The sequence below is a fragment of the Paenibacillus illinoisensis NBRC 15959 genome, assembly GCF_004000925.1.
Lineage (GTDB): Bacteria > Bacillota > Bacilli > Paenibacillales > Paenibacillaceae > Paenibacillus > Paenibacillus illinoisensis.
Genome location: NZ_BIME01000013.1, coordinates 48073 through 73043 on the forward strand (window position 1 = coordinate 48073; position 24971 = coordinate 73043).

The 24971-nt window shown below is 46.6% G+C and carries 17 protein-coding genes; 2 read left to right on the forward strand and 15 right to left on the reverse strand.

Annotated elements, in window-relative coordinates; translation table 11 throughout:
* Positions 1 to 59 precede the first annotated feature (59 nt).
* From PIL01S_RS24825 to PIL01S_RS24885, 13 genes are all read right to left on the reverse strand, one after another.
* Complete coding sequence (locus PIL01S_RS24825; protein ID WP_127540038.1) at positions 60 to 1181, reverse strand: glycoside hydrolase family 88 protein; 1122 nt, start codon at positions 1179 to 1181, stop codon at positions 60 to 62.
* A gap of 39 nt (positions 1182 to 1220) precedes the next feature.
* Complete coding sequence (locus PIL01S_RS24830; protein WP_127540040.1) at positions 1221 to 2102, reverse strand: carbohydrate ABC transporter permease; 882 nt, start codon at positions 2100 to 2102, stop codon at positions 1221 to 1223.
* Between the two features lie 10 nt (positions 2103 to 2112).
* Positions 2113 to 3036 carry an ABC transporter permease gene (locus tag PIL01S_RS24835; RefSeq protein ID WP_072732961.1) on the reverse strand — a complete coding sequence of 308 codons (924 nt, stop codon included), beginning with the start codon at positions 3034 to 3036 and terminating at the stop codon, positions 2113 to 2115.
* A gap of 56 nt (positions 3037 to 3092) precedes the next feature.
* Entirely contained in the window at positions 3093 to 4718 is a 1626-nt protein-coding gene (locus PIL01S_RS24840) for an extracellular solute-binding protein (RefSeq protein WP_127540042.1), read from the reverse strand.
* A 321-nt stretch (positions 4719 to 5039) separates the two neighbouring features.
* Positions 5040 to 5438, reverse strand: a complete 399-nt coding sequence (locus PIL01S_RS24845) for an RDD family protein (RefSeq protein WP_127540044.1) — start codon at positions 5436 to 5438, stop codon at positions 5040 to 5042.
* A 316-nt stretch (positions 5439 to 5754) separates the two neighbouring features.
* Entirely contained in the window at positions 5755 to 8259 is a 2505-nt protein-coding gene (locus PIL01S_RS24850) for a WG repeat-containing protein (protein ID WP_127540046.1), read from the reverse strand.
* Between the two features lie 209 nt (positions 8260 to 8468).
* Positions 8469 to 8747, reverse strand: a complete 279-nt coding sequence (locus PIL01S_RS24855; RefSeq protein ID WP_127540048.1) for a hypothetical protein — start codon at positions 8745 to 8747, stop codon at positions 8469 to 8471.
* Positions 8734 to 10419 carry a hypothetical protein gene (locus tag PIL01S_RS24860; RefSeq protein ID WP_127540050.1) on the reverse strand — a complete coding sequence of 562 codons (1686 nt, stop codon included), beginning with the start codon at positions 10417 to 10419 and terminating at the stop codon, positions 8734 to 8736. The genes PIL01S_RS24855 and PIL01S_RS24860 overlap by 14 nt, the downstream gene beginning before the upstream one ends.
* A 100-nt stretch (positions 10420 to 10519) precedes the next feature.
* Positions 10520 to 14080 (reverse strand): DUF4132 domain-containing protein, encoded by a 3561-nt coding sequence (locus tag PIL01S_RS24865; RefSeq protein ID WP_127540052.1) that lies wholly within the window; start codon positions 14078 to 14080, stop codon positions 10520 to 10522.
* Between the two features lie 48 nt (positions 14081 to 14128).
* Positions 14129 to 15319 (reverse strand): VWA domain-containing protein, encoded by a 1191-nt coding sequence (locus PIL01S_RS24870; RefSeq protein ID WP_127540054.1) that lies wholly within the window; start codon positions 15317 to 15319, stop codon positions 14129 to 14131.
* Positions 15304 to 17718 carry a DUF5682 family protein gene (locus PIL01S_RS24875; protein ID WP_127540056.1) on the reverse strand — a complete coding sequence of 805 codons (2415 nt, stop codon included), beginning with the start codon at positions 17716 to 17718 and terminating at the stop codon, positions 15304 to 15306. Before PIL01S_RS24875 ends, PIL01S_RS24870 begins: the two co-directional genes overlap by 16 nt.
* On the reverse strand, positions 17706 to 18806 hold the full coding sequence (locus tag PIL01S_RS24880) for an ATP-binding protein (RefSeq protein WP_127540058.1): 1101 nt from the start codon (positions 18804 to 18806) through the stop codon (positions 17706 to 17708). Before PIL01S_RS24880 ends, PIL01S_RS24875 begins: the two co-directional genes overlap by 13 nt.
* A gap of 300 nt (positions 18807 to 19106) precedes the next feature.
* Positions 19107 to 20084 carry an aldo/keto reductase gene (locus PIL01S_RS24885; RefSeq protein ID WP_127540060.1) on the reverse strand — a complete coding sequence of 326 codons (978 nt, stop codon included), beginning with the start codon at positions 20082 to 20084 and terminating at the stop codon, positions 19107 to 19109.
* A 289-nt stretch (positions 20085 to 20373) separates the two neighbouring features.
* Here PIL01S_RS24885 and PIL01S_RS24890 point away from each other — a divergent pair, with 289 nt between their 5' ends.
* Together PIL01S_RS24890 and PIL01S_RS24895 are read left to right on the forward strand one after the other, a co-directional pair.
* Positions 20374 to 21564 (forward strand): cytochrome P450 family protein, encoded by a 1191-nt coding sequence (locus PIL01S_RS24890; protein WP_127540062.1) that lies wholly within the window; start codon positions 20374 to 20376, stop codon positions 21562 to 21564.
* 41 nt (positions 21565 to 21605) lie between these two features.
* Complete coding sequence (locus tag PIL01S_RS24895; protein ID WP_127540064.1) at positions 21606 to 21965, forward strand: ribosomal protein L7/L12; 360 nt, start codon at positions 21606 to 21608, stop codon at positions 21963 to 21965.
* Positions 21966 to 22099: 134 nt separating this feature from the next.
* On the opposite strand, the gene PIL01S_RS24900 is transcribed toward PIL01S_RS24895, so the two are convergent.
* Both PIL01S_RS24900 and poxB read right to left on the reverse strand, forming a co-directional pair.
* Positions 22100 to 22855 carry an SDR family NAD(P)-dependent oxidoreductase gene (locus tag PIL01S_RS24900; RefSeq protein WP_127540066.1) on the reverse strand — a complete coding sequence of 252 codons (756 nt, stop codon included), beginning with the start codon at positions 22853 to 22855 and terminating at the stop codon, positions 22100 to 22102.
* Between the two features lie 294 nt (positions 22856 to 23149).
* Positions 23150 to 24877 carry a ubiquinone-dependent pyruvate dehydrogenase gene (gene poxB / locus PIL01S_RS24905; RefSeq protein WP_127540068.1) on the reverse strand — a complete coding sequence of 576 codons (1728 nt, stop codon included), beginning with the start codon at positions 24875 to 24877 and terminating at the stop codon, positions 23150 to 23152.
* Positions 24878 to 24971: the final 94 nt, after the last annotated feature.

Genomic DNA, 24971 nt, shown 5'->3' on the forward strand with positions numbered 1-24971 from the left:
TCGTCTATCGGGCATTCGGTATCAAGTGGAAAATGTTTTTAAATATTCTTATACATTTTTTAGAAAATACGATGCTTCCAACCGTTTAATTTGGCACTCGCCTCGACGTAGAAATAGTCACCGTAAATGAGGGAGACGTTTACGTTCTGACCTGCCGGTTTATGACCGGTTCCCTCGAGAAGCATACCTTCGTGCTCAGGAAGATCCCATGTTCCATAATGATCCCGCAGGGAACTCAGGATACGTTTGGCAACGGTAGCATAGAGTCTGCCTTCCGGATCAGGAAGTACATCTACAAGCTCAAGCAATCCGGAAGCAGCAATGGCACCAGCGGAGCTGTCTCGTGGGATCTGCTCCCCTTCTTCGGGCTCAGCACGGAAATCCCAATGCGGAACGCTATCCTGAGGCAGGCTGGAAATGAAGAAGTTCGCCACACGCTGTGCAGCATCCAGATATGCCGGGTCCTCTGTATACCGATACGTATTCGTTAATCCATATAAAGCCCACGCCGCTCCCCGACTCCATGCCGAATCCGGCGCCGCTCCCTGACCCCCTATCGCCTCTGCCCGTTCACCTGTCTCGGGATCGAATCGAATGATGTGATGCACAGAACCATCTTCCCGCACAAATTGCTTCATGACCATATCTGCATGAGCTTTGGCGATATGACTGAAACGAGGATCTCCACTTTCCTCAGATGCCCAGAAAAGCAAGGACAGGTTCATCATGGTATCGATGATCGACCAGCCCAGCATATCTCCATTCCAAGCCCGGATGAAGCTGCCTTTGGTATTGAAGCGGCCAGCCAGGAAGTTGGCGGCAAATAAGGCACGCCTTGCGGCATCGGCATCTCCGGTGAGCTTGTATTTGATGACAGCCGTAGGCAGGAAATGAAAGCCCACGTCGTGATCAAAGTAGTTGTTTTCTAGAAAACGTTCCGATAGTCTCTCATCCCAATTCCATGCAGCCTCTTTATATTTCTCATCACCTGTCATATCGTACACAATCCATAATATGCCCGGCCAGAATCCCGAGGTCCACCAATCGATTCTCATGTCGTCATAGATGCCATTTGCTCCTGCCACATGCGGAGACTTTTCACCTATGGCAGCAAGCATCTGATCGGCTTTACTTTTAATCTGATCCCATACTTCCTTGTTCACTTCATTTAATACGCTCATGTAACCTCATACCTCCTTACCGTTCTTTAATTCTCTAATCTAACCTTTCAATGAACCAACCATGACACCTTTCACGAAAAAGCGCTGCAAAAACGGATAGATGCACAGGATTGGTATCGTCGCTACCATAATCGTTGCATACTTGATGGTTTCCCCGATCTGGAAACGATCCCCAGCCGATGCACCGGCTGACATGCTCTCTGTAGAATTGGCGATCAGAATCTCACGCAGCACCAATTGCAATGGGAACAGTTCTCGGCTTTTGATAAATACAGATGCATAGAACCACCCGTTCCACTTATCGATCGCGTAATACAGAATCATCACGGCAATTACTGGCATGGACAACGGAATAACAATACGGAACAAAATGGTGAAGTGATTGGCTCCATCAATCTTGGCCGACTCTTCCAGGCTGTCCGGTATGCCCATAAATGACGTTCGCATGATAATCAGGTTAAACGTGCTGATGGCAAAAGGCAAAATGGTCGACCACAATGTATCTAACAGGCCAACGCCTTTTACGACCAGGTACAGTGGAATCAACCCGCCGCCAAAGAACATCGTGAACACGATAAAGAACATGAACACCTTGTTCCACATCACGTTTTTACGGGATAGCACATATGCACCAAGCGCAGTCATGAACAGGTTGACGATAACGCCGAACACAAGAATAAACAATGTATTACGGAAACCTGTGGCTATACCTGGATTGGCAAGTACACTCTTGTACGCTTCCAGACTAAAGCCGACCGGCTTCCACAGGAGACCTTTGTTTGCTAACAGCTGCGCCGAGTCACTTAAGGATGCGAATAACACGTAGAGCAGCGGATACAATGTGACGATGACGAGCAGGATTAGAAACGTATAATTGAAGATTGTAAAGATTCGGTCAAACCAACCGCTTTCCTTTATCAAAGTTACCACCTCACCATAAGCTGTTTTGACTCACTCTGCGGCTGATATAGTTCGCCGAAATCAGAAGAACGAGATTGATCACCGAGTTAAATAGACCAACTGCCGAGCTGTAACTCCATCCGAACTCCAACAATCCCTTTCGATATACGAAGGAGGAGATTACGTCAGCCGTTTCATAGGTCACCGGATTATAAAGGAGAATGATTTTCTCGAACCCGACATTCAGCATATTACCCATCCGGAGAATGAACATGATCGTAATAATAGGCAGCAATCCGGGTAGCGTAATGTGAAACATTTGCTTGAGACGGCTCGCTCCATCTATCTTCGCCGCTTCATATTGCTCCAGGTCGATGCTCATCAACGCAGCAATATAGATAATGGATTCCCAACCGATCCGCTGCCATATTTCAGACAGAACATAGATCGGACGGAACAGCTCCGGCTTTTGCAGCATCGCCTGACCGTCATATCCAAGCATCATGATCAGGCGGTTGATTAGACCATCCGCGTTCGTGAAGTCTGTAATAATACCGCATATGACGACGAGAGAGATGAAATAAGGCATATACGTTATCGTCTGAACGACCCGCTTGAACGTGCGCTTGCGTACTTCGTTAATTAGCAGCGCGAGAATAATCGGTGCGGGGAATTCAAAGACCAGTGTGTACAAACTGATAAGAAGGGTGTTCTTGAGAACACGCAAGAAATAATAACTGTTGAAAAACTCTTCAAAGTGCTTCAGCCCAACCCAATCACTCCCCAAAATGCCCTTCATCGGAGAATAATCTTTAAAGGCAATAATTGCGCCGTACATCGGACCGTAATGAAATATTAAATAATATCCAATAACGGGAATCATCATGATGTATAAATATTTGTTCATCATGAAGTCCCGCACGAACCGGCTTCTAAAGGATTGACGATTGCTCATGATGTACCTTTTCACCTCTTTTCAATCGGGAGGGCTAGTGCCCTCCCCTTTTACAATTACCGGTTGTTGTAGCGTTCAAGTGCTGCTGTCTGGATTTCAATCGCTCGATCCAGATGTAACGATTTCATTTTCGCGACATAGCTCTCGAATTGATCCACTGGTTCGTTACCCAGAATGATCTTGATGGTCATCTCATCAACGAGGGTGTTGATATCGTTCATGATGGTCGCGTATTCGGAGCTTTCTTCAGGTGTAGGTGTGATTGAAGGCAGATTATATTTGGCGGCCTGTGTATTCTTCCATAAATCAATGGCATCACGCTGAGTCTGTAATGCAAAGAACTGCTCGGCATAACGTTTGTCTTGAACGAATGGACCGTTATAGCTGCTGCGGGCATATAGTGAAATCGCTTGTGCAGGAGCGAGTTTATCCGGATTCTTCAGCAGCAAATCCGTGAATTTCGGATAATCTCCTTCCAAGTTATAGCTGACACCCTCTTCACCAAAGTTGAAGAACATGTGCCCTTCCTCACTGTAACCGTAATCCAGCATGCGAACGGCAAGTTCCGGGTCCTTGGCTGCTGTTGTGATGGCAACCGTACCTTCTGAGGCATATCCCTGGTTAAGCTGGCCGAATTTAGGAATATCCCCTTTTTTAAGCACCGGATATGGTGCGGCGACCAGAACGGCATCCGGATCATTTGCTTCTACGAGTGGCTGCCATTTGCCGATACCTCCGCCTGCGTTACCAACACTAGCGCCCGTAGCACCCGAAGCGAGGTTGCCGTCAACGGATTTGGTATCCGCTGTCGAGATGTTTTTATCAATCAAACCTTCTTTGTACCATTCCTGGAATAACTTCAAGTATTCTTTGAAGCCTTCTTCCGCAGGACCAAATTTGATCTGTCCGTCTTCCTGATAGAATCCGCGGTTTACACCGAAGGCGCCAAGGAAAGCACCATTACCAGAATCGTTAAAGAATCGTGGCTTACTTACTACAGAGAACGGGGCGGATGCTCCTTTTTTCTCTTTAAAAGCTCTCAGGGTTGTTGTCCACTCATCAATCGTTTCCGGAACCGGTAGTCCCAGCTCATCCAGCCAATCCTTACGAATGATTGGACCCTGGAAGACACGAAGGTACTCATCTCCCCGAATGAACGGGAATACATAATAGCTGCCACTGTCCGTTTTGACCATCTTGTCGATGTCCGGATTGTCCTGCAGGTATTTCTTCAGATTCGGAGCATACTGGTCAATCAGATCGTTCAGCTTGAGGATATAACCATCATTGATGGCTTTTTCCGGTCCACCAGGGAAATCTCCGATAAAATTGTACTCCAGCATGTCTGGCAAATCCCCGGAAGCCAGCATCACGTTAAAGGATTCTCTGACCTGACCGGTCGGTGGTGCCGTGAATTTGAGTGGCACGCCGGTTTTTTCCTGCCATTTTTGAAAGAATGGAATATCGCTGTGCGAATTTTTGACCCCGATCAAGTTTCCGTTAATTTCACCCCAGTACGTAAGCGTCTTATCCGTTTGAATTGGATAGGTTGTTGCTTCCGTTGATCCGCTTGGTGTCCCTTTATCAGCATCGCCCGTATTACTGTCTCCGGACGAACACCCCAGGATCGTTGTACCTAATAACAGAATCATCAAACTCGTAGATAACACTTTTCTTCTCATGGACCTTATCCTCCACCTTTTGGGAATGTCTGTGCTCTACCTCAGAGTAAGGGAGAGCGCATTGTAGCGATATTCGCAAAAGATGAAATGACATTTTGATTTCGTCAGAACCAAATGATCATTTAGCCAAAACGATAGACGAATTCTCTATATAATCTTCTGCAATGCCTTGAATTTGCAGTGTTGGCGCGGGTTTGTGACTGTACTTATGACAGCACAAAAAAACAGACGATGAACAAGGTTCATCGTCTGTAACGTGGGTGAATATGAGTGGATTGGAATATAACGAATATATTACGCCAGGGCTCGCTTTCTCATTTTTTAGTCCCAGACAACTTCGGTACCTGCGATAAAATCATGTAAGGCACGTTTGTCTTCACGTACAGCAACCATGATGACACTTGCAATAAAACCAATGCCAAAAGTTATTCCATATACAAGTCCTGCAACAATTACTCTCATCAGCATGGTTCCAATTCCAGGGGGCTCATGTGTATCGTATCTTTGAATTCGAATTCCGCAGATGCGTTTTCCTAAGGTTCTCCCATACCAGAAAGCGGGTAATAAAATGGAATATAATGCACTTAATATTTTCGCTATAGGTTCATCGTTGTCAAAGTTTCCTGTAATGAGCCCTGCGATAACCATCAAAGGCAGCGCAATAATAATACCGTCCAAAATACTTGCACCGAGCCTTATCCAAAAACCGGCTTTATACAAGATGTTACCTCCAAACTGGTTAAATTGAAAAAACTCCTTTACCAAGACATTAATTCAATTTATGTGCGTAAATCTTCAGATAGTATAAATAAACGCTCCATTAAATCATTAAGGCTGAGGTAATGTTGCCAAAACAAGTGTCCAGTAATTATCAGTTGGTTGGGATTGTACTTAAGCACTTAACAGACAGCCATCTACTTCAAGATACATATTGCATAGACGGATAAAAAATCATTTTGCACACTTTAAAAATCATTAAATAAAAAGAAGCCATAATTAGCATATGGCCTCACATATATACGCTATGAATTTAAAATTACATATGGAACGCTTTCCAGAACGAACCCTCGGTATTAATGATATCCCTAATCTGCACAAAAGGAATTGTAAACGTCGGAAATCCAGCTGCGTAGGGAGCGATCTCATAAGGATTGAAATACAGATGCAGCGCGTCTGCCGTCACAAAAAATGGCTGATCCGGACTAATTCCTTCATAGGTATCCGGAAATACATATGAATACTGAGGATCATTTTTGATCTGATCTCCTACGATCTGGCTTAATACTTTCACGTAGTCACTATTCGGCTTAAACAAGTCCTTTAATTCATACAGCTGCCCGCTGCTTAGATTAATAATGGCATAGATCATCGTAGGCATACCGTGTGCAGCACCAAATGGATAGTTATATCCCGTAAGCTGCAGCTGAAGCAGCTGTTGCTGATAAAATGTAATATCAAAATCCCCTGTGTAGCTGTAATCCAGCTTTTGGTCTGGAGGAATCGGTTTGACTTGAGACAAGTTCCTCAACTTCAAATTAAGTGCCAGTTGTGCGGCCTGGTCAGTTAAACCTTCCACCTGCGGATAATAAACCAGATAATCGATATTGGGTTTATACTTCTCTTCACGAACACGGTAAGGTGGCTGAAGGGGAACGATCGTATTTTGCCGCCAGATGATCTGTCCGGCTCGATTGACATACAAAAGACGCTGATCAACGTTTGCTTTGATCAAATCGGGCGCTACGACTTCAAGTGTACCGGAACCTTCTACACGGGGATATCCTGGTGCTGGGCGTCCGCTCAGGTCAAGCAGAACCGTCTGTCTTCCATCCGATGCAGAAGCGAGCCCCCCTTTGTAGTCGCCTACATCCCGGTAAATAAACTCTGTAAGTCTCCTGCCATTAGGATCTGCAATCGCATACAATGAGCCAATGAAAGGTTGCTCCGGATCGATTGCCTGCCCCAACGCAAAACGCTGCTCCCCTAAATCTCGGATATCATTGTAGGCCGGTTGAATGACAAAAGCCCCTTGCGTGTTAATGACACCATAAGTGGATTTATAGTCCTCTGCTGTATTCACAATCGCGTGCCCACCACTGAAAGGAAGTGCTGCAGTAAATTTAGGTTCAATTCGGACCTGACCTCGTTCATCGATATATCCGTATTTTCCAGGTGTCTCCTTCTGGAAAGCAAGTAAACCGTCTCCTAGCGGTCCTACATACGCGTAAGGGTATGTCGCCAGTCGGTTTCCATTACGATCTATGAGTGCGAACTCATTATCTTTGATCTGAACAACGGCTTTTCCATTGCTGAAATCATAGGCTGATACGAATTGTGCTCGGATCACCTCATTGCCAGCAGCGTCCAGGTAGCCGTAACGACTGACATCTCCACCTGCCTGACCTCCGGAAGTATCATAGAAAAGCGCTCGCCCATCCTTCATATTCGCGATAAAGGGATAAGCCCGTTTCGTGAGCACATGACCTTGTTCATCGATCATTTTAAAGCCTTGAGCGTCAATCACAATTGCCCGATCTTCTTCGAATGAATTAATGGAATCATATACAGGCTGAACAACATACTGGCCATTCAAATTAATCACACCAGCCTTGCCATCCTTCACAACTACAGCCAGGCCATTCGGCTGAAAATCACGAGCGTCATCAAGTACGGGTTCCAGCCGGATCCGACCTTGTGCATCCATATAGCCCCACCGGGTTCCCTGGATCGTTCTTACCGAAATGGGGAATAACCAGGTGATTTCACGTACATGACTACCTCCCATACTTTGTTTAATTTGCTTCTCCAATTCAAGCAGCGCTTCCCGCGATGGGTAAGGCTCGTTGAAACTTAGCGCTTTTTGAACTGAAATCAGAGCAGCCGGTAATAACCCGGCGCGATACTGCGCGTCGGCAAGATAATACCAGTAAAAGGTGTAGTCTGGATAATACTGAGTTAATTGTTCGTAGTACTGCACAACCTTGGGAAAGTAATACATGTATACGTCTGTGGCAGGTACCCATTTCCCATTTTGCCACCGGATAATATCAACCTGATAAGCCTCCCCGGTATCATGCGTCCAAAGGGCTATCTCCACTTTCCCATCTCTTCCATGCTGACCGGGCATATCAATAATCTCGGCATGACTGAAATATAGATCAGCTGGTGCTACGTCCGTTAACCCTGCTTCTGTCCATTCATATACAGCAAGTTTGGACCAGATGGAACCGAGCTGCCAGCCGACAATAAGATTGTTTCTTGCCGTGGATGTTACAGGTGCAGCTGTCAGCAAGGTTGCATTATACCCCAATCCTTTGGTGACCGACATCTTCGTCCATTGTCCTTGCACAAATTTCAAAATCAACAAGGTTAATTCTCCATCCAGTTTATATACCGCAGCGATCTCCGGCATTCCGTCTCCGGTCAGATCTGCCGCGTAGATGGCTGGATGTTCGACAGGTTTAAGTATAGTGACGACATTAGCGCCGGCCGGAAGTTGTTGTTTTACGATTTGAGTTAACAGTGGCTCGCTCATCGACATGTCTGTTTCCTCCCTTATGACCGCATTCGCCTAATGGTATGCGTCATAAACCGGGATATGACATCTAAGCGAATATTACTACTGAATCGTGAGCAACAAGGTGTATGGTATACGGAGTTATATAAATCCAGTGAAGTAAACCAAGTAATGCTCTCTCCATAAAAAAAGATTTGCAGAGGCACTCGCTTCTGCAAATCTTTCGCAATGCTTCAGGATGATTCCTGAATGCTTAGTTGTACATACTGGGTTAGGCGGCAATAATGGTTCAGCAGAAGCTCCTCGTTGCCATTACCAAGAGCCAGGCTGCGTCCTTCCGCAATCAATAGCCCTACAATTTCCTCAAGGAATGTCAGTTGAAACCGTTTGATCTCCACTAGAAACTGTTCTAACACGCCTACATCCTTCATGGTAAATTGGGATATTCCGCGCAGTAGCAATTCTTCTGCCCAGCCGCCGATCTGCTGCATGAACTGACTATAGTCTTCCAAGTCTACCCGTCCTTCCATAGCCTATATCCAATTTCAGGCTGATTACCCGTTGACCCTTCAAAAAGCTGATCGGGTAAAATTTGCTCTGTTCAACTCGAACAAAAGCATAAAAGTGTTCGAGCGAGGCGGCTCCGTATCCTGACTCGAGACGCTGGATCATCATGTGCCAGTCCATGGAGTAAGGAAGCGTCAGAGGAAGCAGTTCCCCTTCTTCCGTTTCAATGGTAAGGATAAGTTGTTGAGTTCGTTTGTCAAAGCTGTGATCTACGATCCGGGCAACCCGAAGAATGGCAAAACGCTCCTTCGGATTGGTAAATAGCTCAAATGTCCTTGAATCCTCAAGAAGTAGAGAAGGAACATTCTGCAAGTATTTACCCAGATTCACATCTTCCACTTTCGTTCGCGTCATAAGTTCCAGCTTCGCACCCTCCCCTGAAGAGAGCCTGCGTTCGTTGTTCACTTTTACCGTTTGGAACTGCAGCTCCTCCCCGGCAAATTGACGGAAGGTCACGTTGGTGTGCCAAGGCGTAAACGCCCCATAATGCTCTGCGTAGGAAAATGAATTGTCGTCATAGTAAACAGCTCGCACATCACTGTACGTGTATATTTCTTCGTCTTCAAAACAGTAGAAATAATACGTAATGCCCCGGTAACCGGACCTGGTTTCCCATGCATCTGCTCCTAAACCATACAGATGTAGCTGCGGAACTGTGTAATACTTACTGCGAAAACTGCCAATAAGCTGGCTCTGCATATAAGCTGAAGTACGCTCTAGCTCCAAGACCTGCAATGCGAGATACAACTTGGACACCCGATCAAGCATGGTATGCATGGAGAAACGAATATGTCGATTGAAAAATAGCTGTAATTCACCCTGAATTCCCCGTAAACTTCGTTCAACATCAGGGAGGTTACCACTATGCGCAGCTACAGCGAGTGTCTCCAGCTGGGCCATATAGGACTGTGGCAGCCTGGCAAGCCCCGTTTTTAACAGATCGGCAAGCATGCTCCGGCATTCACGGACGGTTTGAATGGAGAACTTGGTATCATATACTCGTCCACTCAAGACATTCTCATCGTCCACATGTTGTTGTCTGCGATATCGAAGCAAGGCTTCCAGCTTCGCCATATTTCCAGCCGTTTGTTTAACCTTACACAGCGCCTTTGCGAGACTGGGTTCCTGAGTGAATGAAACCTCGATGTTTTGTCTTACAAGTCGCACGGTAAGAAGAGAATCCTCCAGAACTTCGATCTGCTCGGGATACTTCAACCGGAACCAAACCTCTTCGATCATCGAGGAGCTATACGATTGGATTAACGTAGACAGGTCAGACTCTGTCATCCAGCGGAAACGGGATTCATCACCCGTTGTTAACTCCTTTGCATCCATAGCAATCGAACTGGAATTCGAGTTATTGTCAGTCGCTTCAGTTAATGGAACTGTCTCGGCCTGAATATCTTGCCCCGCAGCATTTTCATCCGTCTGATATTCACGCTGATAATACAGAATCGAGATCAGAACATGTTTGCAGATGTGATCTGACGGACAGGAGCAATCCCAGTGATCGAGCGTACTTTCCAGCGTACAGAGAGTTCCATCACTCAACTGACAGCTGACTGAAGATTCATTCCACGAGTATTTCACACTCACACCGTTATCTATGTCTTTCAAAGACCTCTTGTACAATCCCTTATTCGCATGCCTTATGAGGTAGTCTTCCGTGCACAATTTGGAAAATGTCCTGAATTTATGTTCGAATTCACTCACGCAATCAACGCCCCGACGCTCTTAGGATATCGTAGAGCGTTTCACTGAAGACGCGTCCCGGAATCTGACCCAGAGCAATGCTTTTGTTATTGCTGTAGTAATAATTTCTCTTGTTCTCCGGTCTGAAGAAATGGAGAGATTCAAGCGTAATATCGTCCATCCCCTCATAATAGGTAATACTGGTACCGCTGAAACGCAGTTCAGCTACGTATTCATCGTACTCCTTGTAAAATTCATGATACCAGCCGCCGTCCATTGCCGGCCCTTTGATCCAACCGAATTTCTCCAGTGCTTTTGGGAAAGCGGTCGGTGAAAATTCCGATTCCGGAAGTCGGGAGTACTCCTCAAGCTTGGTGTCTTCTTCCTCAGGCAGGTGAATTTCTCGGTTAAGCTGCTCGAAAGGCTGCTTCACTTCGTAGTCTTCGAGCTGTGTTTTCCAGCCGTCCAGGGTGGATGCTTCAAGTTCAAGAGGGTGTATGAGTCCTACCTGTATATTCAGAGGCAGCTCATATTCATCCTCATCCACAGTATTAAAGGTGCCATCTTCCATGTAGCGGAATGTGCTATTCAGCTGACCATCTTCATATGTGCCCCAGATCAAACCTACAGCGAATTTTTGCATGATCACATTTTCAACAAAGAGTGCTTTCCACTCTTCAGCGGACCACAGACGCTGCTTGGACAATGATTCCTCCAGGCGCTGTGCCTGAATGCCCACCATTGTTTTGAGATCTTTCTTCAGCTGCGTAAAACGTGCTTTGGATTGCGCAGCGAGCTCTGCATCATCCTTCTGTGCTGGTGCGGGCAAGCTTTTCACTGTTTTACCCGTTTCTTCGTTCAGAACGACGACCTGCAAATCCCCATTCACTTTAATGAGGAATGAACGCTCACCGTAACTCAGCCTCATCGTTCCTGACTCGTCAAAACCAAGCGTAGTTACAAGCCGGTCTTCTAACTGTTCCGGTGTAAGTCCCAAGTTGTCGGCCGCAAGCTGCAGCGCTTCTTCTGCCGCGCCTTTCACCTGACGGTTCTTGACGCTGCGTTTAATTTTATCAATGGCCATGAGAGCAGATGGCTCTTTCAGGTAAGCGAGTACTTTCACAGCATCTGCCGCAATAGCTCCACGGCTGTTTTCGGTCCATTCCTTAATCTGAGGCGTCAGAATGTGAACGATTTGCACACTGCCAAAGAGCGCAGAGATATACATCACCCATTTCTCCTTCGCAGGTGCACCGTCCTGAATCCATAACTGGAGCAGCTCAGTCGCGAATCGAGATAACGATTCTTCGTCCACATACTCCCGCAGTTCATTCAGCCTTTCGTTCGGTGCAGATGTATGATCTACCGATTGGACCAGAATATATTGCTTGATTCGATCATCCAAAGGTTGATTGTCTTCCAATCGTATAAGAGAAGGCAAGTCCTTCAGGGATAACCAACTAAATCTAGCCAGCTTTTTGGCATCTGCCTGATCAGCAAGTGCAGCATGCGCATATTCCGGGCTTTCATCTGCGGTATCCAGCAGAATTTGAATCAAGTTCTTCCATTCCGCCGACTTCTCACCCTCCAGAAGCTCACGATATAGCTCTTTATTATGATCCAGGCTGCGAATGGCGCTAAGCGCCATTTCTTTCACGCTTGCTTTTTTCTCTGAACGATAGATCGATGTAAACAGTTCCGGATCAGGTACACGATTGAATTCGGATAATGCGAGACTGTTGGCTTTTTTGGATGAATCCTGCAGTCCCGCGCGAATCGCCTCGGCCAGTTTCTCCGTCTTGAGTTCACTTCGTTGCTCGAAGGTAATCTCCAAAATTAAAATACGTGTGTCCGTTGGGAGCTTTTTATACTGTCCCAGAGCATAGTCGAGATTTTGCTGAATAATCCGGCGGTACTCATCCTGAGGCATTGGTTTGTACCTGTAATCCGTCATACCGTTTAGCGAGATCAGACTGGTCAACAGCTTATCCTGCTGTACCTCCGGATCTTGCCCATAATGCTGCAGAAGCTTCTCTCCGCTGAAAGCGTAGGAGCGATACATATCTGAGACGATATCCAGCGTCCAGTCCGGATAGGTAGCCAGAATTACAAACCGGCGCATTGCCTCTGAATCCACTGGCAGGAAGCTGATGGCAATCAGAGTCTGAATACGTTTTTTGTCACGATTCAGATTGTTAAACAGACTGCGGCTGTTGGAGTCTTTCCAGTAATCTTCAAATGATGTCTGACCTTCGAGATACCGTGCGATGGCAAGACCACTGCGACCACCATCTAATGGCTCCCGGAGTACTGCATAGACGGCTTGTTCAAGCGTACCGTCCGCATCAGGGATTTCTCTACCGTGATCTTCCAAAATCTTTTGGATAACCAACTTGAGGTAAGGGGTTTTGAGTATATGATAAGCTCGTATGGATTGTTCCGGATCACTCATAATGGCCGACTGAATTGACTGCCATGATATCGTATACATATTCAATTCGTTATTCATAAGCTCGATCAGTTGGTATGGTTCATCCAGAGGAAGCAGCCCAGCGAGCAGCCCGTCGGCATTTTTGGCTCTGGAATCCATGCTCATCAGATACATGCGCGTCTCAAACGGATAGATTTCATGCAGCTGAGTAATTGCCTCCAATAGAGCTTGACCTGTTTCGCCTTTGTTCTCGAGGAACCGGTCCTTCCCGCCATGGACATTGATCAGATACAACAACGAGCTGCTTATCAAGATCATGGTCTGATGGAACACATTCTGAGACAATTGTTCTTTTTTATTCAATGAAGTGTCCGGATAGAGCTCTTCCATCAGGAGATTTCGTTTTTGCTGAAGAAATTCCGGTTTCAGATCATGCACTGACCGATTAGATCGGCTCTGCATGGAGCACACAACCAGTGGCTCAATAAGCTTATGTAACGCCGGGCGGAGCTGCCCTGCATCATCAGCAACGACCAGTTGAAGTAACTCAGGCAGGTGATTGCTTAGTAATTGCAACTGTGCTGCCTGTGAAGGAACTCCGTTCAGCTTGGAATACAGTTTCAGGAGAAGCAAGGCGTCGATAATTTCCCGCTCATGGTTACCATATCCGTTGCCTTTTTTGGACTCAACAAATACCTGTACACGGCTTAGCCTGCTTTTGAGCTCATCTACAATTTCTTTTTCTCCGGCAAACTGACGTATTTTCTCCAATCGGGACAGCAGACCACCGATCCGATCTGGGCTTTTGCTCTTTCCACTCAAGCCGTAGGCTTCAGAGTCATTGCCGAGACATATGGTGAAGCCATCAGTAGCCCACGAATTGCGTCTGGAGTAGTGGGATTCCAGGTGAATGACAATAGCCCCTGCCCGGAAAAATATATCTCCATCATCTTTCTTGGCAAGCTTCATGAGCGCATCAATTGTATAGTAGACATAATGGCTGGAATTCCCTATCATTTCGGGAAACTTGTCCGTGTTTCCCAGCACATAATCAATGATTTCCTGACTCCGATCTGTTTTTAGGGAGTAATCCTTCGAGCACATCTCAGCAAACTTCTCAACTAACGCCTCAACAGCGCGATCTGTAGTAAGCATTACACATTCCTCCTTAAATTTTGAGTGAAAAACCTTGTTATTAACTCATTACGTGATAATCTCGCCGATCCAGTCTGCGAGCTCGTTAGGGGTAATTGCGGCGACATGCGCTCCCATATTGGTTAAGGTTTGTGCGGCATGTTTGTTATAGACGGTATCCCCATTAAAATCGAGTGCAGTGAGCACAAGCAGTTTACAACCGGCATCTATAATATCCTTACACGCTTTATACATTTGTTGGATCGGATATCCCTCTTCCAGATCACTTACAAGGATGTAGATCGTTTTGCCAGGATTATCAATCAAGGTCTCACCATAACGCAGAGCCTTGGTAATATGAGTGCCTCCGCCGAGCTGTACACTCATGAGCACGTCAACCGGATCATCCAACCTGTCACTTAGATCAACAACCTGGGTATCAAATATAAACAAGTGGGTGCGCAGCGCATTCAACCGATAGAAGATACTAGCCATTACTGAGCTGTAAATGACCGAGTCCATCATGCTGCCGCTCTCGTCAACAGCAATGATGACGTTCCATTTATTATGCGGCTGGATATTACCGTCGAAATAAAGACGATCAATCACCAACCTGCGGTTAGTTCGATCAACATTTTTCAGATTCTTGGTAATGGTTCGTTTGAAATTAAGATTACGCAGGGACTTTACGGAACTTGGTGTGTAACGGCTGCGTTTTCCCATGATGCTGGCTCTGGTCTGGGACTCCAGTTTACGCTGAAGGTCCTCAACTACAGTCCGTACGATCTCCTTCGCACTCCGCAGGACGTCCCCTTTCATTCGTCCTTTGAATTGCATGATGTTTTTCAGCAGGTTCATGTTGGGTTCGAGAGACTCAAGCAGTTTTTTGTCAGTTAACAGCTCCGTTAGACCATAACGATCCAGTGCCTGTTTCTCCAGCAGCTCCACGGTTGGCTTGGGGAATAATTCCCTGACCTTATGCAACCAGTTTGGAACCGTAAGATTAGAGGTGCCTCGTCCTCCTTCTTTTCGGTATCCCTGTTCTTCGCCATATTCCCGATTGTAGAGGTAACCCAGAATTTCATCGATTTCGGTATACTTGAAATGCTCCGCGTCGTATGCATCCGTATTCGATAACCCTTCTTCAGCAGATTCTCCCAAGATCAATCGCCATCGGTTCAGCGTTTCAGCCTGATTGGAATCAGGAAGGGACTTCAGGGGATCAGGAGTTCTCTCCCCTCTGTTCAGATCAGCTTCCATGTCTCAAACTCCTTCCGGATGGCTTCATCCCAGGATTTCACCTGAATCAGTGTGTGTTCGTCGATCCCCGGTATCGCCATCTCTTCAGGTTGAACCTGATGCAGCTTCGCAACCCGATCCGCAATCAGTGTTGTCTCCATAGGTGTAAAGTAGGTGAATGCAAGCCTTAGTTCCGGGATCATCAACATAAATTCATCATGATCCAGCTGCTCTATCATGTAATTCAGCTCGGATAACAGCTGATCTTCATATAAAAATGCGTCTCGTGCCACGGAAAACACGCCCTGTAAATACAGCGCTGTCTGCCGCATTTGATCCGGCGTTCCGCGAATGTATCCCCGAGCACGATCAACGATCTCTTCCCTTGACCGATCACCAAGTCCCGAGGAAATGGCCAGGCATACACCTTCGAGTTGAGCCGGAAGGTTGTGATCTGCCAGCAGCTCATTCAGATGAGCTCTGAAGGTTTCATCGCGGTAACGTTCTTCGGAAGATTCCGCCAGCATCGCGAGCAGCTTCAGCCCCTGTATAACAGGCTGATGCTCATCAGGATTCGTTCTCGCGAGCTGAAGCAATTTGTCCACTGCGTTATTGTAGGCTTCGGCAACCAGCTCGGGAAGATGGCTGTCATCCGACAATCCAAGTAATCTTCGGTGCTGGTGAATTCGGTCCAGAATGTGCAGACTCCCGCATAGGGATAGGAAATTTCCATCTTTCCTCAGTGCTAAGCGGACCTGATCATACAATTGCGCTGCTGTATCCTGTAAACCCATAAGCAGAGCCTGGAGCATGGATCTAGCAAGCTCACCGCTATGATGATCCGGAATATCCTGCATGTGTTCTGCCATTTTTCGGGTTGCCGCTTCCTGAATGGTACCACCATAGAGTGAATTTTCGATTAATCTTGCTTCAATCCTTGATGAATAGGTATAGACCCAGGTTTCCCTGACCAAATTCATATCTCGCTGGGCAATCCAGTCTGGTCCGGATTGACGTTTCGCGAATTCGGGAACCAGATAGGTAATGCATTGGAACAATTGACTAAGCTGCCGATGCCCTGGTTTGGCATATAGATCAAGGACCTTCTTGTGCTGACCAGTCGTACGAATCTGCAGCTTCGATACCGCACAGCGGGCTTTGAAATCCTCAACAATCGGAATGTTGAATGAATTGGGGGCCACACTTCCTATGGCATCTCCGGTCAGAAGAAGCTGGAGCTCTTGCAGCGGTTTTTCTGTAGCCAGTGTAAGCTCACCTTTGACAAAGGAAGATGTTGCCGCGTCCATCAGTTCATAGACTCCGCCTTCTTTTTTATCCCGAAGCGCTGCAAGCCCCTGAACCATGCTGTATGCCTCAATCGCGTCACTGGTCGATACGTGCTCATGGCCCTTACGGAGTGCACGTGTAAGCTTGGACAGCAGATTTACTGCCGTTACGTTGTATGCGGTACTTTTCTTGCGGAGCAGCTCGCTCCATATCATGTCGTAGTAATTCACATATGGCATTCCACTCGCGTAACCATTCAGACGGTCCGCTTCTGCAAAGGTGTACACCATGGGATACATCTGCTGATGCACCGAATTCCTGGTTTCAGAGCTTATATTCTTCTTCCCAGGCTTCTCTGAAGACTTCTGCGAAGCCAAGTCTGTTTCCAAGCCCAGTAGCCCGTACGTATGGAATCCACCTGTAATGACGAGCACGCGATCATATTTCAAGGAAGCCTCACGTATGCAGCTTCGCATGTGTTCTTCTCTCGCAAGGTCACCGGAACGGTGTAACCGATCAGCTGTGTAACACATACGAGATAACGTACAATAAGTGAACACATCCTTTACAAATTCCTGTGTGGATTTCTCCAAGCCACCGATCTCAAACACTTTCTCCCATAGCTCGTCGAAGCTGCGGCAGTTCATTTTTTGACACAAACGGTTGATAAAATCCGAACTGGCCAGCAGCGTTTCATCCTGAACAGATATTTCATGCTGTTCCGCTTTCTCCTTGTTGGCGAAATGATAGTAATCGAGATCAATGAACTGTGCAGGAATGCCAAGCCTCGATGCCTCCCGTAACGCTACATATTCTGGGGAATAACGCAGCATCGGATAATAACACGCCGCGCGGTCATCCTCGCTCTCATAGGTATAATACAAACTGACTGGAGGGATCGTTGCTTCATCAGCCAACACGGAGAGAAATGGATTCCCGCTCTCGGGTCCTTCGATCAGAATACTGTCCGGCTTGTATTCCTCAATCAATTGCAACAAATGATAAGAGCAAACCGGGCTATGGTGCCTTATAGGAAAATAAACCGTACCATTATTCAGGTTATACACCTGAGACTCAAAGAGGGGTTGTAACTGGGTAACATCCGGCTCCACTTGTGGCGCTACCCGATCCATTTTTTCTCCTCGTAATAGTCCTTCCAAATTCCCTCTTCTTTGGAGCGCTCCTTAACAACCTTGGAGAAGTAGGCTTTGAGAACGGACAGATCCTTGTCATTTTCCTTGGCAATGGTTCCAAGCATGTTCTGAACCAGGCGATCCAATGCAATTCCCTTATCCTCGTAATAATATGAAGTCATTGCACTCTGTACGTATACGGAAACGGCTTCTGCAGTACTCATCGAAGCTTGGGGCGTGTCCAGCTTGTATCCCTCGCGGCTCATGCCTGTACGCAGCTCCATGAATGTCGTGGCAAGAAGCTCGACCACATCCGGATTAATTTCAATATCAATATCGCTATGTAATAAAAGGCTTCGTGCCTGGGATTCAATAATTTTCGCTTCCATCTTCACACTGCTGATCGGCTTGATCGTTTCGAAGTTGAAACGGCGTTTCAGCGCACCACTCATCTCGTTAACACCCTTATCACGAATATTCGCTGTAGCAATAACGTTAAACCCCGGCTTGGCAAACAGCACGCCACCATCGAGCTCAGGAATACTCATGACTTTGTCGCTTAGAATACTGATCAGACTATCCTGTGCTTCAGCGGGACAACGTGTAATCTCTTCGAAACGGGTGATGATGCCTTTCTTCATGCCGCTGTATAACGGGGCTGGAACAAGAGCCTCTTCCGATGGACCTTTATCAAGCAGCATCGCATAGTTCCAAGAATACTTGATCATGTCCTCCGTTGTGCCTGCCGTACCTTGAATGGTGTTCAGACTGGTTCCCGAGATCGCAGCTGTCAGCAGCTCACTGAGCATCGTCTTCGCTGTTCCCGGTTCTCCCACCAGCATTAAGCCGCGATTGCCCGCCAGCGTTACCACCGCACGTTCAATTAAGACGTCATTCCCATAAAATTTACGAGTAATCGGAATTTCTTCTCCATCCAACATGGCGGGTTTGTCCCTGCCAATAATAAAATCTCGGACATATGCTGGAGATAATAGCCAGTTGGGGGGCCGTTTTCCCTTGTCTTCCTCCCGAAGTGCGCGTAATTCAGTTTCATATAATGTTTCAGCCGGCGGCTTAAGTATTTCCATCGTTATCCTTAATCTCCTTCCACAAAACAGATCGTATGTTCTTATTCCTCTTATTTTATCACAGTGGTTCTTGAACCACCTTAGAAACCGGGAAAAATGGTTGAAACGTCCCTCTTATCAGAACTCTGAACTAAGTCTATGGACATGGAATATAGCGCATTTATGTATTCATTAGACGACTAATACCCGTATTGAATCTATCAATAAATAGACAAATAAAAAAACACAGACCGCCGGCCTGTGTTACGTTCTCGTTTAAGAAAAAATGTTCCGCTAATAGGCAATCCATATGTCTCCTGCCTACATTCTTCTTCCACAGGACGCTGAATATAGCTCATACCATTCATGTCGTGTTAGTTCAATCCGGGTAGCATCACGGCAGGCTCGGATACGTTCCGGCCGAATTGAACCAATCACAGGTTGAATGCCCGCGGGATGTTTCATTAACCAAGCGAGTACAATGGATTCAGCCGTTACGCCCCGTTCCCTGGCAATCTTATTCACGACCTGGACGGTATGTTCTATCTCGGGTCTCTGACCTTCGACTACCCTGCCCGTAAATCTACCTTGCGCAAGTGGCCCCCAAGCCTGCAGCTGGATATTCTCGGCCTGACAATACTCCATCGTACCATAAGGGAAGACTTGCTCCTTGGCTTGTGGACGGTTCACGGTAACCCCCGCTTCCACAAATCCGATTTTGTCCAAACTCATCTCGAGCTGGTTCACGATAAGAGGCACCGAACTATTGAGCTGCAGCAGACGAATCTGTTCCGAACCCATGTTGGATACACCAAAATGTCTGACTTTTCCGGATTGATGGAGTTTCGCCAGTGCTTCACCAATCTCCTGAGGGTGTGCGAGAGGGTCAGGACGATGAAGTAACAGAATGTCAAGGTACTCCACGCCAAGCCGAGATAAAATACCGTCAACACTCGCTTGAATATGTGCACCGGATGTATCGTAGCGCTGCGGACCCTCGTCTTCCAGAGCAAGACGTATGCCGCATTTGGATTGAATGATGATTTGATCTCGCAATCCCTTTTTCTCTGACAGAATTCGTCCAAATACATTCTCTGCTTTGCCACGTGTATAGATATCAGCCAGATCATAATGATTAATGCCGATCTCAAGAGCTGCCTCAACGGCCTGGTGACCTTCGTGTACTAGATCATCGGTGATGGGAAGTCCGTCCCACTCGCCTCCAAATCGCATACAACCTAATACAAGCGGACTTGCTGGAATCCGGTGACGGTTCAGAGGAAGCCGTGTTTCATTCATGATAGATTGCTCCTTACTTAGAAATTTTCACTAGTATTGATTCACTACTGCTTCTCTCTTCAGTCTGAATTTTCCTTCTCCTTCCAATAAAATCTTCCTCTCCATGGATATGTCTTCTTCTCGGCTCCTCTTCAGGAAAACCGATTTCAATGAAAACAAGGTTTCTACGCTCTTCATATTGAATATATAGAGGGTGCAGGCTTTAGGTATCAAGCCGCAGAAGCATACATATGATCCTTTTAGCAAAGGACTTCATATTTGAGCTCTTGGATGAGAGGAGAGAATTGAATTGAATACGAATGAAACGTCACAAACGGCATTCTTTACCAAGGAATTCACTCAAAACCCCTACCCCGTGTACGAAAAGTTGAGAGAGACAGACCCTGTTTTCAAGGTCATGTTTCCTCATGGCGAGTTCGGATGGATTATAACCCGGTATGAGGATGCGGTCGAAGTACTCAAGGATCAACGCTTCAGTAAGGATGTAGCCAAACGATATGGACCCGAAAATCAAACGGTTTTTGTGAATAACATGCTATTTTCCGACCCGCCGGATCACCGCCGCCTGAGAGGACTTGTACAGAAAGCGTTCACGCCCAAATTGGTTGCGGATATGAGAAGCCACATTCAGGACATCGCCGATGATCTGCTGAACAAAGTAGGCTCCAGAGATAAAATGAATTTGATTGATGAGTATGCCTTTCCACTTCCGATTATTGTCATTAGTGAGATTCTGGGTGTACCTGTTGAGGATCAGGACAAGTTCCGCGTATGGTCCAATTCTATCATTGATGCGTCGAGTTCGGATCACGCGGAGATGTTTGAACAGCATGCGAAAGAGTTTACCGAGTACCTGACCGACTGGTTTGCCAAAGTGCGCGAGAATCCAGGTAAAGACCTGATAAGCCAGCTTGTGATCGCAGAGGAATCCGGACAACAACTCACTGAAAATGAATTACTTGGTGTTATCTCCCTGCTTATTATTGCTGGCCATGAAACCACGGTTAATTTGATTGGCAATGGTGTATTGGCCCTTCTTGAACACCCTGAGCAGCGTGATCTGCTGATTCAGAAGCCGGAGCTTATCCATAATGCAGTTGAAGAGATGCTGCGGTACAATGGCCCTGTTGAATTCAGTACGTCACGATGGGCGCTGGAGGATGTTGAATTCCGTGGACAGAACATTGCCAAAGGTGAGCTTGTGATTGTGGCGCTTGATTCTGCCAATCGGGATACTGAAAAATTCAAGGATGCCGATATCTTCGACATAACAAGGGAGAAAAGCCAGCATCTCGCTTTTGGTAAAGGCATTCATCTCTGTCTTGGAGCGCCTCTGGCACGTCTGGAAGGCGAAATCGCCATCAGTACATTGCTAGCCCGTTATCCTAAGATACAGCTTCAGACGGATGTTACTGAACTGGAGTGGAGACCCGGCATGATTGTTCGGGGACTGAAGGAACTCCCGGTTCAACTTAAATAATAAAATGATTCACACGTAATGAAAGAGAGGCACTCTACATCATGGAAATCAACACCATTTTTTTAATTGTTGTATTACTTCTAATTGTAATACTACTCACCAGAGTAATTAGTCTGCAAAGCCAACTGAATGAACTTAAACGGGATGTGGAACGCATTGAGAATGGTGCTGGCATAACGCAACGAACGTCACGTTCCTCAGTGGATTATCCTGTTTCATCATCCACCCAGTCATCTTCGTCCGAACATCCAACGGAGTTGTCAGAGCTGGATCAGGAATTGACCCTAATGATTCAACAAGGCAATAAGATCAAGGCCATCAAAAAGCTTCGTGAAGCCAGAAACCTTTCTCTTAAAGAAGCCAAAGATTATGTAGACGCATTAGATCGTACTTCATCCTGATCTGCTTGCTTGTTAACTCTTGAAGCCGATGCTGCTAACATAGCATCCGCAACGTGGTGACAAATATAAAATTGGAGAGCAAAGACAAAAAAAGAGGCCCTGTGTACGACTGGCCTCTTTCTCTTTATGCGATATTATTGTGCAGTTACTGCGCCGTCAATCGGATACACAGCACCATTGATATATGGAGCTTCATCACCAAGCAGGAAGGCAACGAGATTCGCGATCTCTTCCGGCTTACCAAGACGTCCGGATGGAATGCTGTCCACGGTTGCTTTGAATACTTCCGGGTTGTCCTTGCCGAATTGAATGACCATTGGCGTCTCGATTGTTCCTGGTGCAATCGCATTGACACGAATATTGTCTTTGCCGTACTCAATGGCAGCTGTACGAGTCAGACCAACTACGCCGTGCTTGGTAGCCGCGTAAGGAGCAACTGCCGGAACACCGACAATACCTGCCGTTGAAGCCGTGTTCAGAATGGCACCGCCACCCGTTTTCAGCATTTCAGTGATGACATATTTCAGTCCATAAAATACGCTTCTAAGGTTAATATCGATAATCTGGTCGAACTGCTCAATTGTGTGTTCGATGAGCTTAATACCAGGCCCTGCGATCCCTGCGTTGTTGAAGAACATATCGATTCGTCCGAACTCTTCAACGGTTTTTTTGACATAATTCTCAACGTCACTCGCCTTGCTAACATCGGCCTGTACGAAAATGGCTTTGGCACCAAGCTTCTCAATCTGCTTCACTGTTGCTAGACCAGTCTCCTCGACGAGATCAACAACCACAATGGATGCGCCCTTTTCTGCCAGCTTCAGTGCAGCTGCTTGACCCAATCCACTTCCTGCTCCGGTAATAATGGCTACTTTACCTGTGTGACTCATTCTGATCTCCTCCAGTTGTGTTAGTCATCTTGTCATCGGATCGGCTCATTGCGATAAAATGTAATTCAACAATTTGCGACATATGTAGGTTAAATCTGACATAAATCCTGCCTGACTTTATCTATTTTAATGGACTTACGACATAAAAACAAACCATATCATATGAGTACATACCATGATTTGGATCACAACCTTGCCATCTCGGGAAGGAGAGGATTCACCATTCGGTGAATTTTCGCTCTCCATTCATGTGAGATGTACTATAGAGCAAGTAGATTACGCATTACACGCACATTATCTGAGCAAGTTGGTTTTGGCAAGCTCGATCAATTCATCGCCACGCCCGTTGAGCACCGCCTTCATCATCCACAACGTGAACCCTTCTGCCTGTTTTATATTAATCTTAGGAGGTAAAGACAGCTCCTGACGATTCACAACAGCATCGATCAGGACAGGCCCATCATGTTGAAGTGCACGTTCCACCGCTCCCTCCAGTTCTGCGGGGTCTTCCACACGAATACCTTCCATGCCCATCGCTTGTGCAACCATGGCGAAATTGGGATTCACGAGTTCGGTACCAGATTCTAGGAATCCTGCCGCTTTCATCTCCAGCTCCACAAAGCTCAGCGCACCGTTGTTGAACACGACCACTTTGACCGGAAGATTATGCTGTTTGAGCGTCAGCAGGTCCCCCATTAACATCGCAAGCCCGCCATCTCCGGACAGTGAGATCACTTGTCTTCCCGGATTCGCTACCTGTGCACCTATCGCCTGTGGAAGTGCATTTGCCATGGTACCGTGATTGAATGAACCCAGTAATCTTCGGTTACTGCTCATCTCCAGGTAGCGTGCAGCCCATACCGTAGGTGTACCTACATCACAGGTGAAAATGGCATTCTCCCCAGCAGCATCGCTGATTACTTTGGTTAGATACTGCGGATGAATCGGTTTCTTTCCAGGTTTACCGACAGCAAGTTCATCCAGCTCCTTACGTACCTTCAGATAGTGGTCCACACTTTTACGCAGATGTTTGTCATGATGCTCGTGCGTCAGTAAAGGCATCAAAGCCTCAATGGTCGATTTGACATCTCCGCACAACCCATAGTCCAGCTTCGTACGCCGACCAAGATGGGATGACTGTATATCGACCTGAAGCACGATTGCATCCTCCGGATAGAATTGACGATAGGGGAAATCTGTTCCAAGCATTAACAAAACATCACAGTCCATCATGGCATGATAACCGGATGAGTATCCGATCAAGCCGGTCAAGCCGACTGAATAGGGATTGTCGTACTCCAGATACTCCTTACCACGCAAAGCGATAACCATTGGGGATTTCAGACGATCACACAGCTGCATGAGAGATTCCCGCGCACCAGCACATCCGGCACCACAGAGCAATGTGATTTTTTTGTCCTGATTCAGGTAATCGGCCAATTTCCGCAATTCCTGCTCAGAAGGGTGAACAACAGGCTGTGTCACATGGTAAACATGCTCGGGGACAGGCAGATTCGCTGCCTCAAGACCTGCCACGTCGCCTGGAAGAACAATGACGGATACGCCTGAACGCGAGACCGCAGTTTGTAGCGCCATCGTAACCGATCGAGGCATTTGCTTGGCAGTCGTAATGACCTCGCAATAATGACTGCATTCCTGGAAGAGATATTCCGGGTGAGTCGATTGAAAATAATCGCTTCCGATCTCATCACTAGGAATATGAGCAGCAAGAGCAAGTACAGGCACACGGTTTCGGTGACAATCGTACAAGCCGTTAATCAGATGCATGTTTCCTGGCCCGCTGCTGCCAGCACAGACTGCGATACTTCCACTGACCTGCGAATCAGCTCCAGCGGCAAATGCAGCTACCTCTTCATGACGAACATGAATCCATTCGATTTTACCCGACCGCCGGATGGAATCCAGTACGGCATTCAGAGAATCACCCACGATGCCATATATTCGTTTAATTCCTGCATTTAATAATGCTTCTACCAGTACATCTGCGATTGTTTTTTTCATAGCTGGTCTCCTTTAATCGCTTATTTTGAGTTATGTTTCCACCCGGTTAATATACCTATTCTAATACCCCAATCTTTCGAAAACCGAATCAAAA

What these genes read in the sequence shown, in the direction of transcription:
- PIL01S_RS24825 (WP_127540038.1), bottom strand. Translation starts at nt 1,181, where the DNA reads ATGAGCGTATTAAATGAAGTGAACAAGGAAGTATGGGATCAGATTAAA.
- PIL01S_RS24835 (WP_072732961.1), bottom strand. Translation starts at nt 3,036, where the DNA reads ATGAGCAATCGTCAATCCTTTAGAAGCCGGTTCGTGCGGGACTTCATG.
- PIL01S_RS24840 (WP_127540042.1), bottom strand. Translation starts at nt 4,718, where the DNA reads ATGAGAAGAAAAGTGTTATCTACGAGTTTGATGATTCTGTTATTAGGT.
- PIL01S_RS24850 (WP_127540046.1), bottom strand. Translation starts at nt 8,259, where the DNA reads ATGTCGATGAGCGAGCCACTGTTAACTCAAATCGTAAAACAACAACTT.
- PIL01S_RS24865 (WP_127540052.1), bottom strand. Translation starts at nt 14,080, where the DNA reads ATGCTTACTACAGATCGCGCTGTTGAGGCGTTAGTTGAGAAGTTTGCT.
- PIL01S_RS24870 (WP_127540054.1), bottom strand. Translation starts at nt 15,319, where the DNA reads ATGGAAGCTGATCTGAACAGAGGGGAGAGAACTCCTGATCCCCTGAAG.
- PIL01S_RS24875 (WP_127540056.1), bottom strand. Translation starts at nt 17,718, where the DNA reads ATGGATCGGGTAGCGCCACAAGTGGAGCCGGATGTTACCCAGTTACAA.
- PIL01S_RS24880 (WP_127540058.1), bottom strand. Translation starts at nt 18,806, where the DNA reads ATGGAAATACTTAAGCCGCCGGCTGAAACATTATATGAAACTGAATTA.
- PIL01S_RS24885 (WP_127540060.1), bottom strand. Translation starts at nt 20,084, where the DNA reads ATGAATGAAACACGGCTTCCTCTGAACCGTCACCGGATTCCAGCAAGT.
- PIL01S_RS24895 (WP_127540064.1), top strand. Translation starts at nt 21,606, where the DNA reads ATGGAAATCAACACCATTTTTTTAATTGTTGTATTACTTCTAATTGTA.
- PIL01S_RS24900 (WP_127540066.1), bottom strand. Translation starts at nt 22,855, where the DNA reads ATGAGTCACACAGGTAAAGTAGCCATTATTACCGGAGCAGGAAGTGGA.
- poxB (WP_127540068.1), bottom strand. Translation starts at nt 24,877, where the DNA reads ATGAAAAAAACAATCGCAGATGTACTGGTAGAAGCATTATTAAATGCA.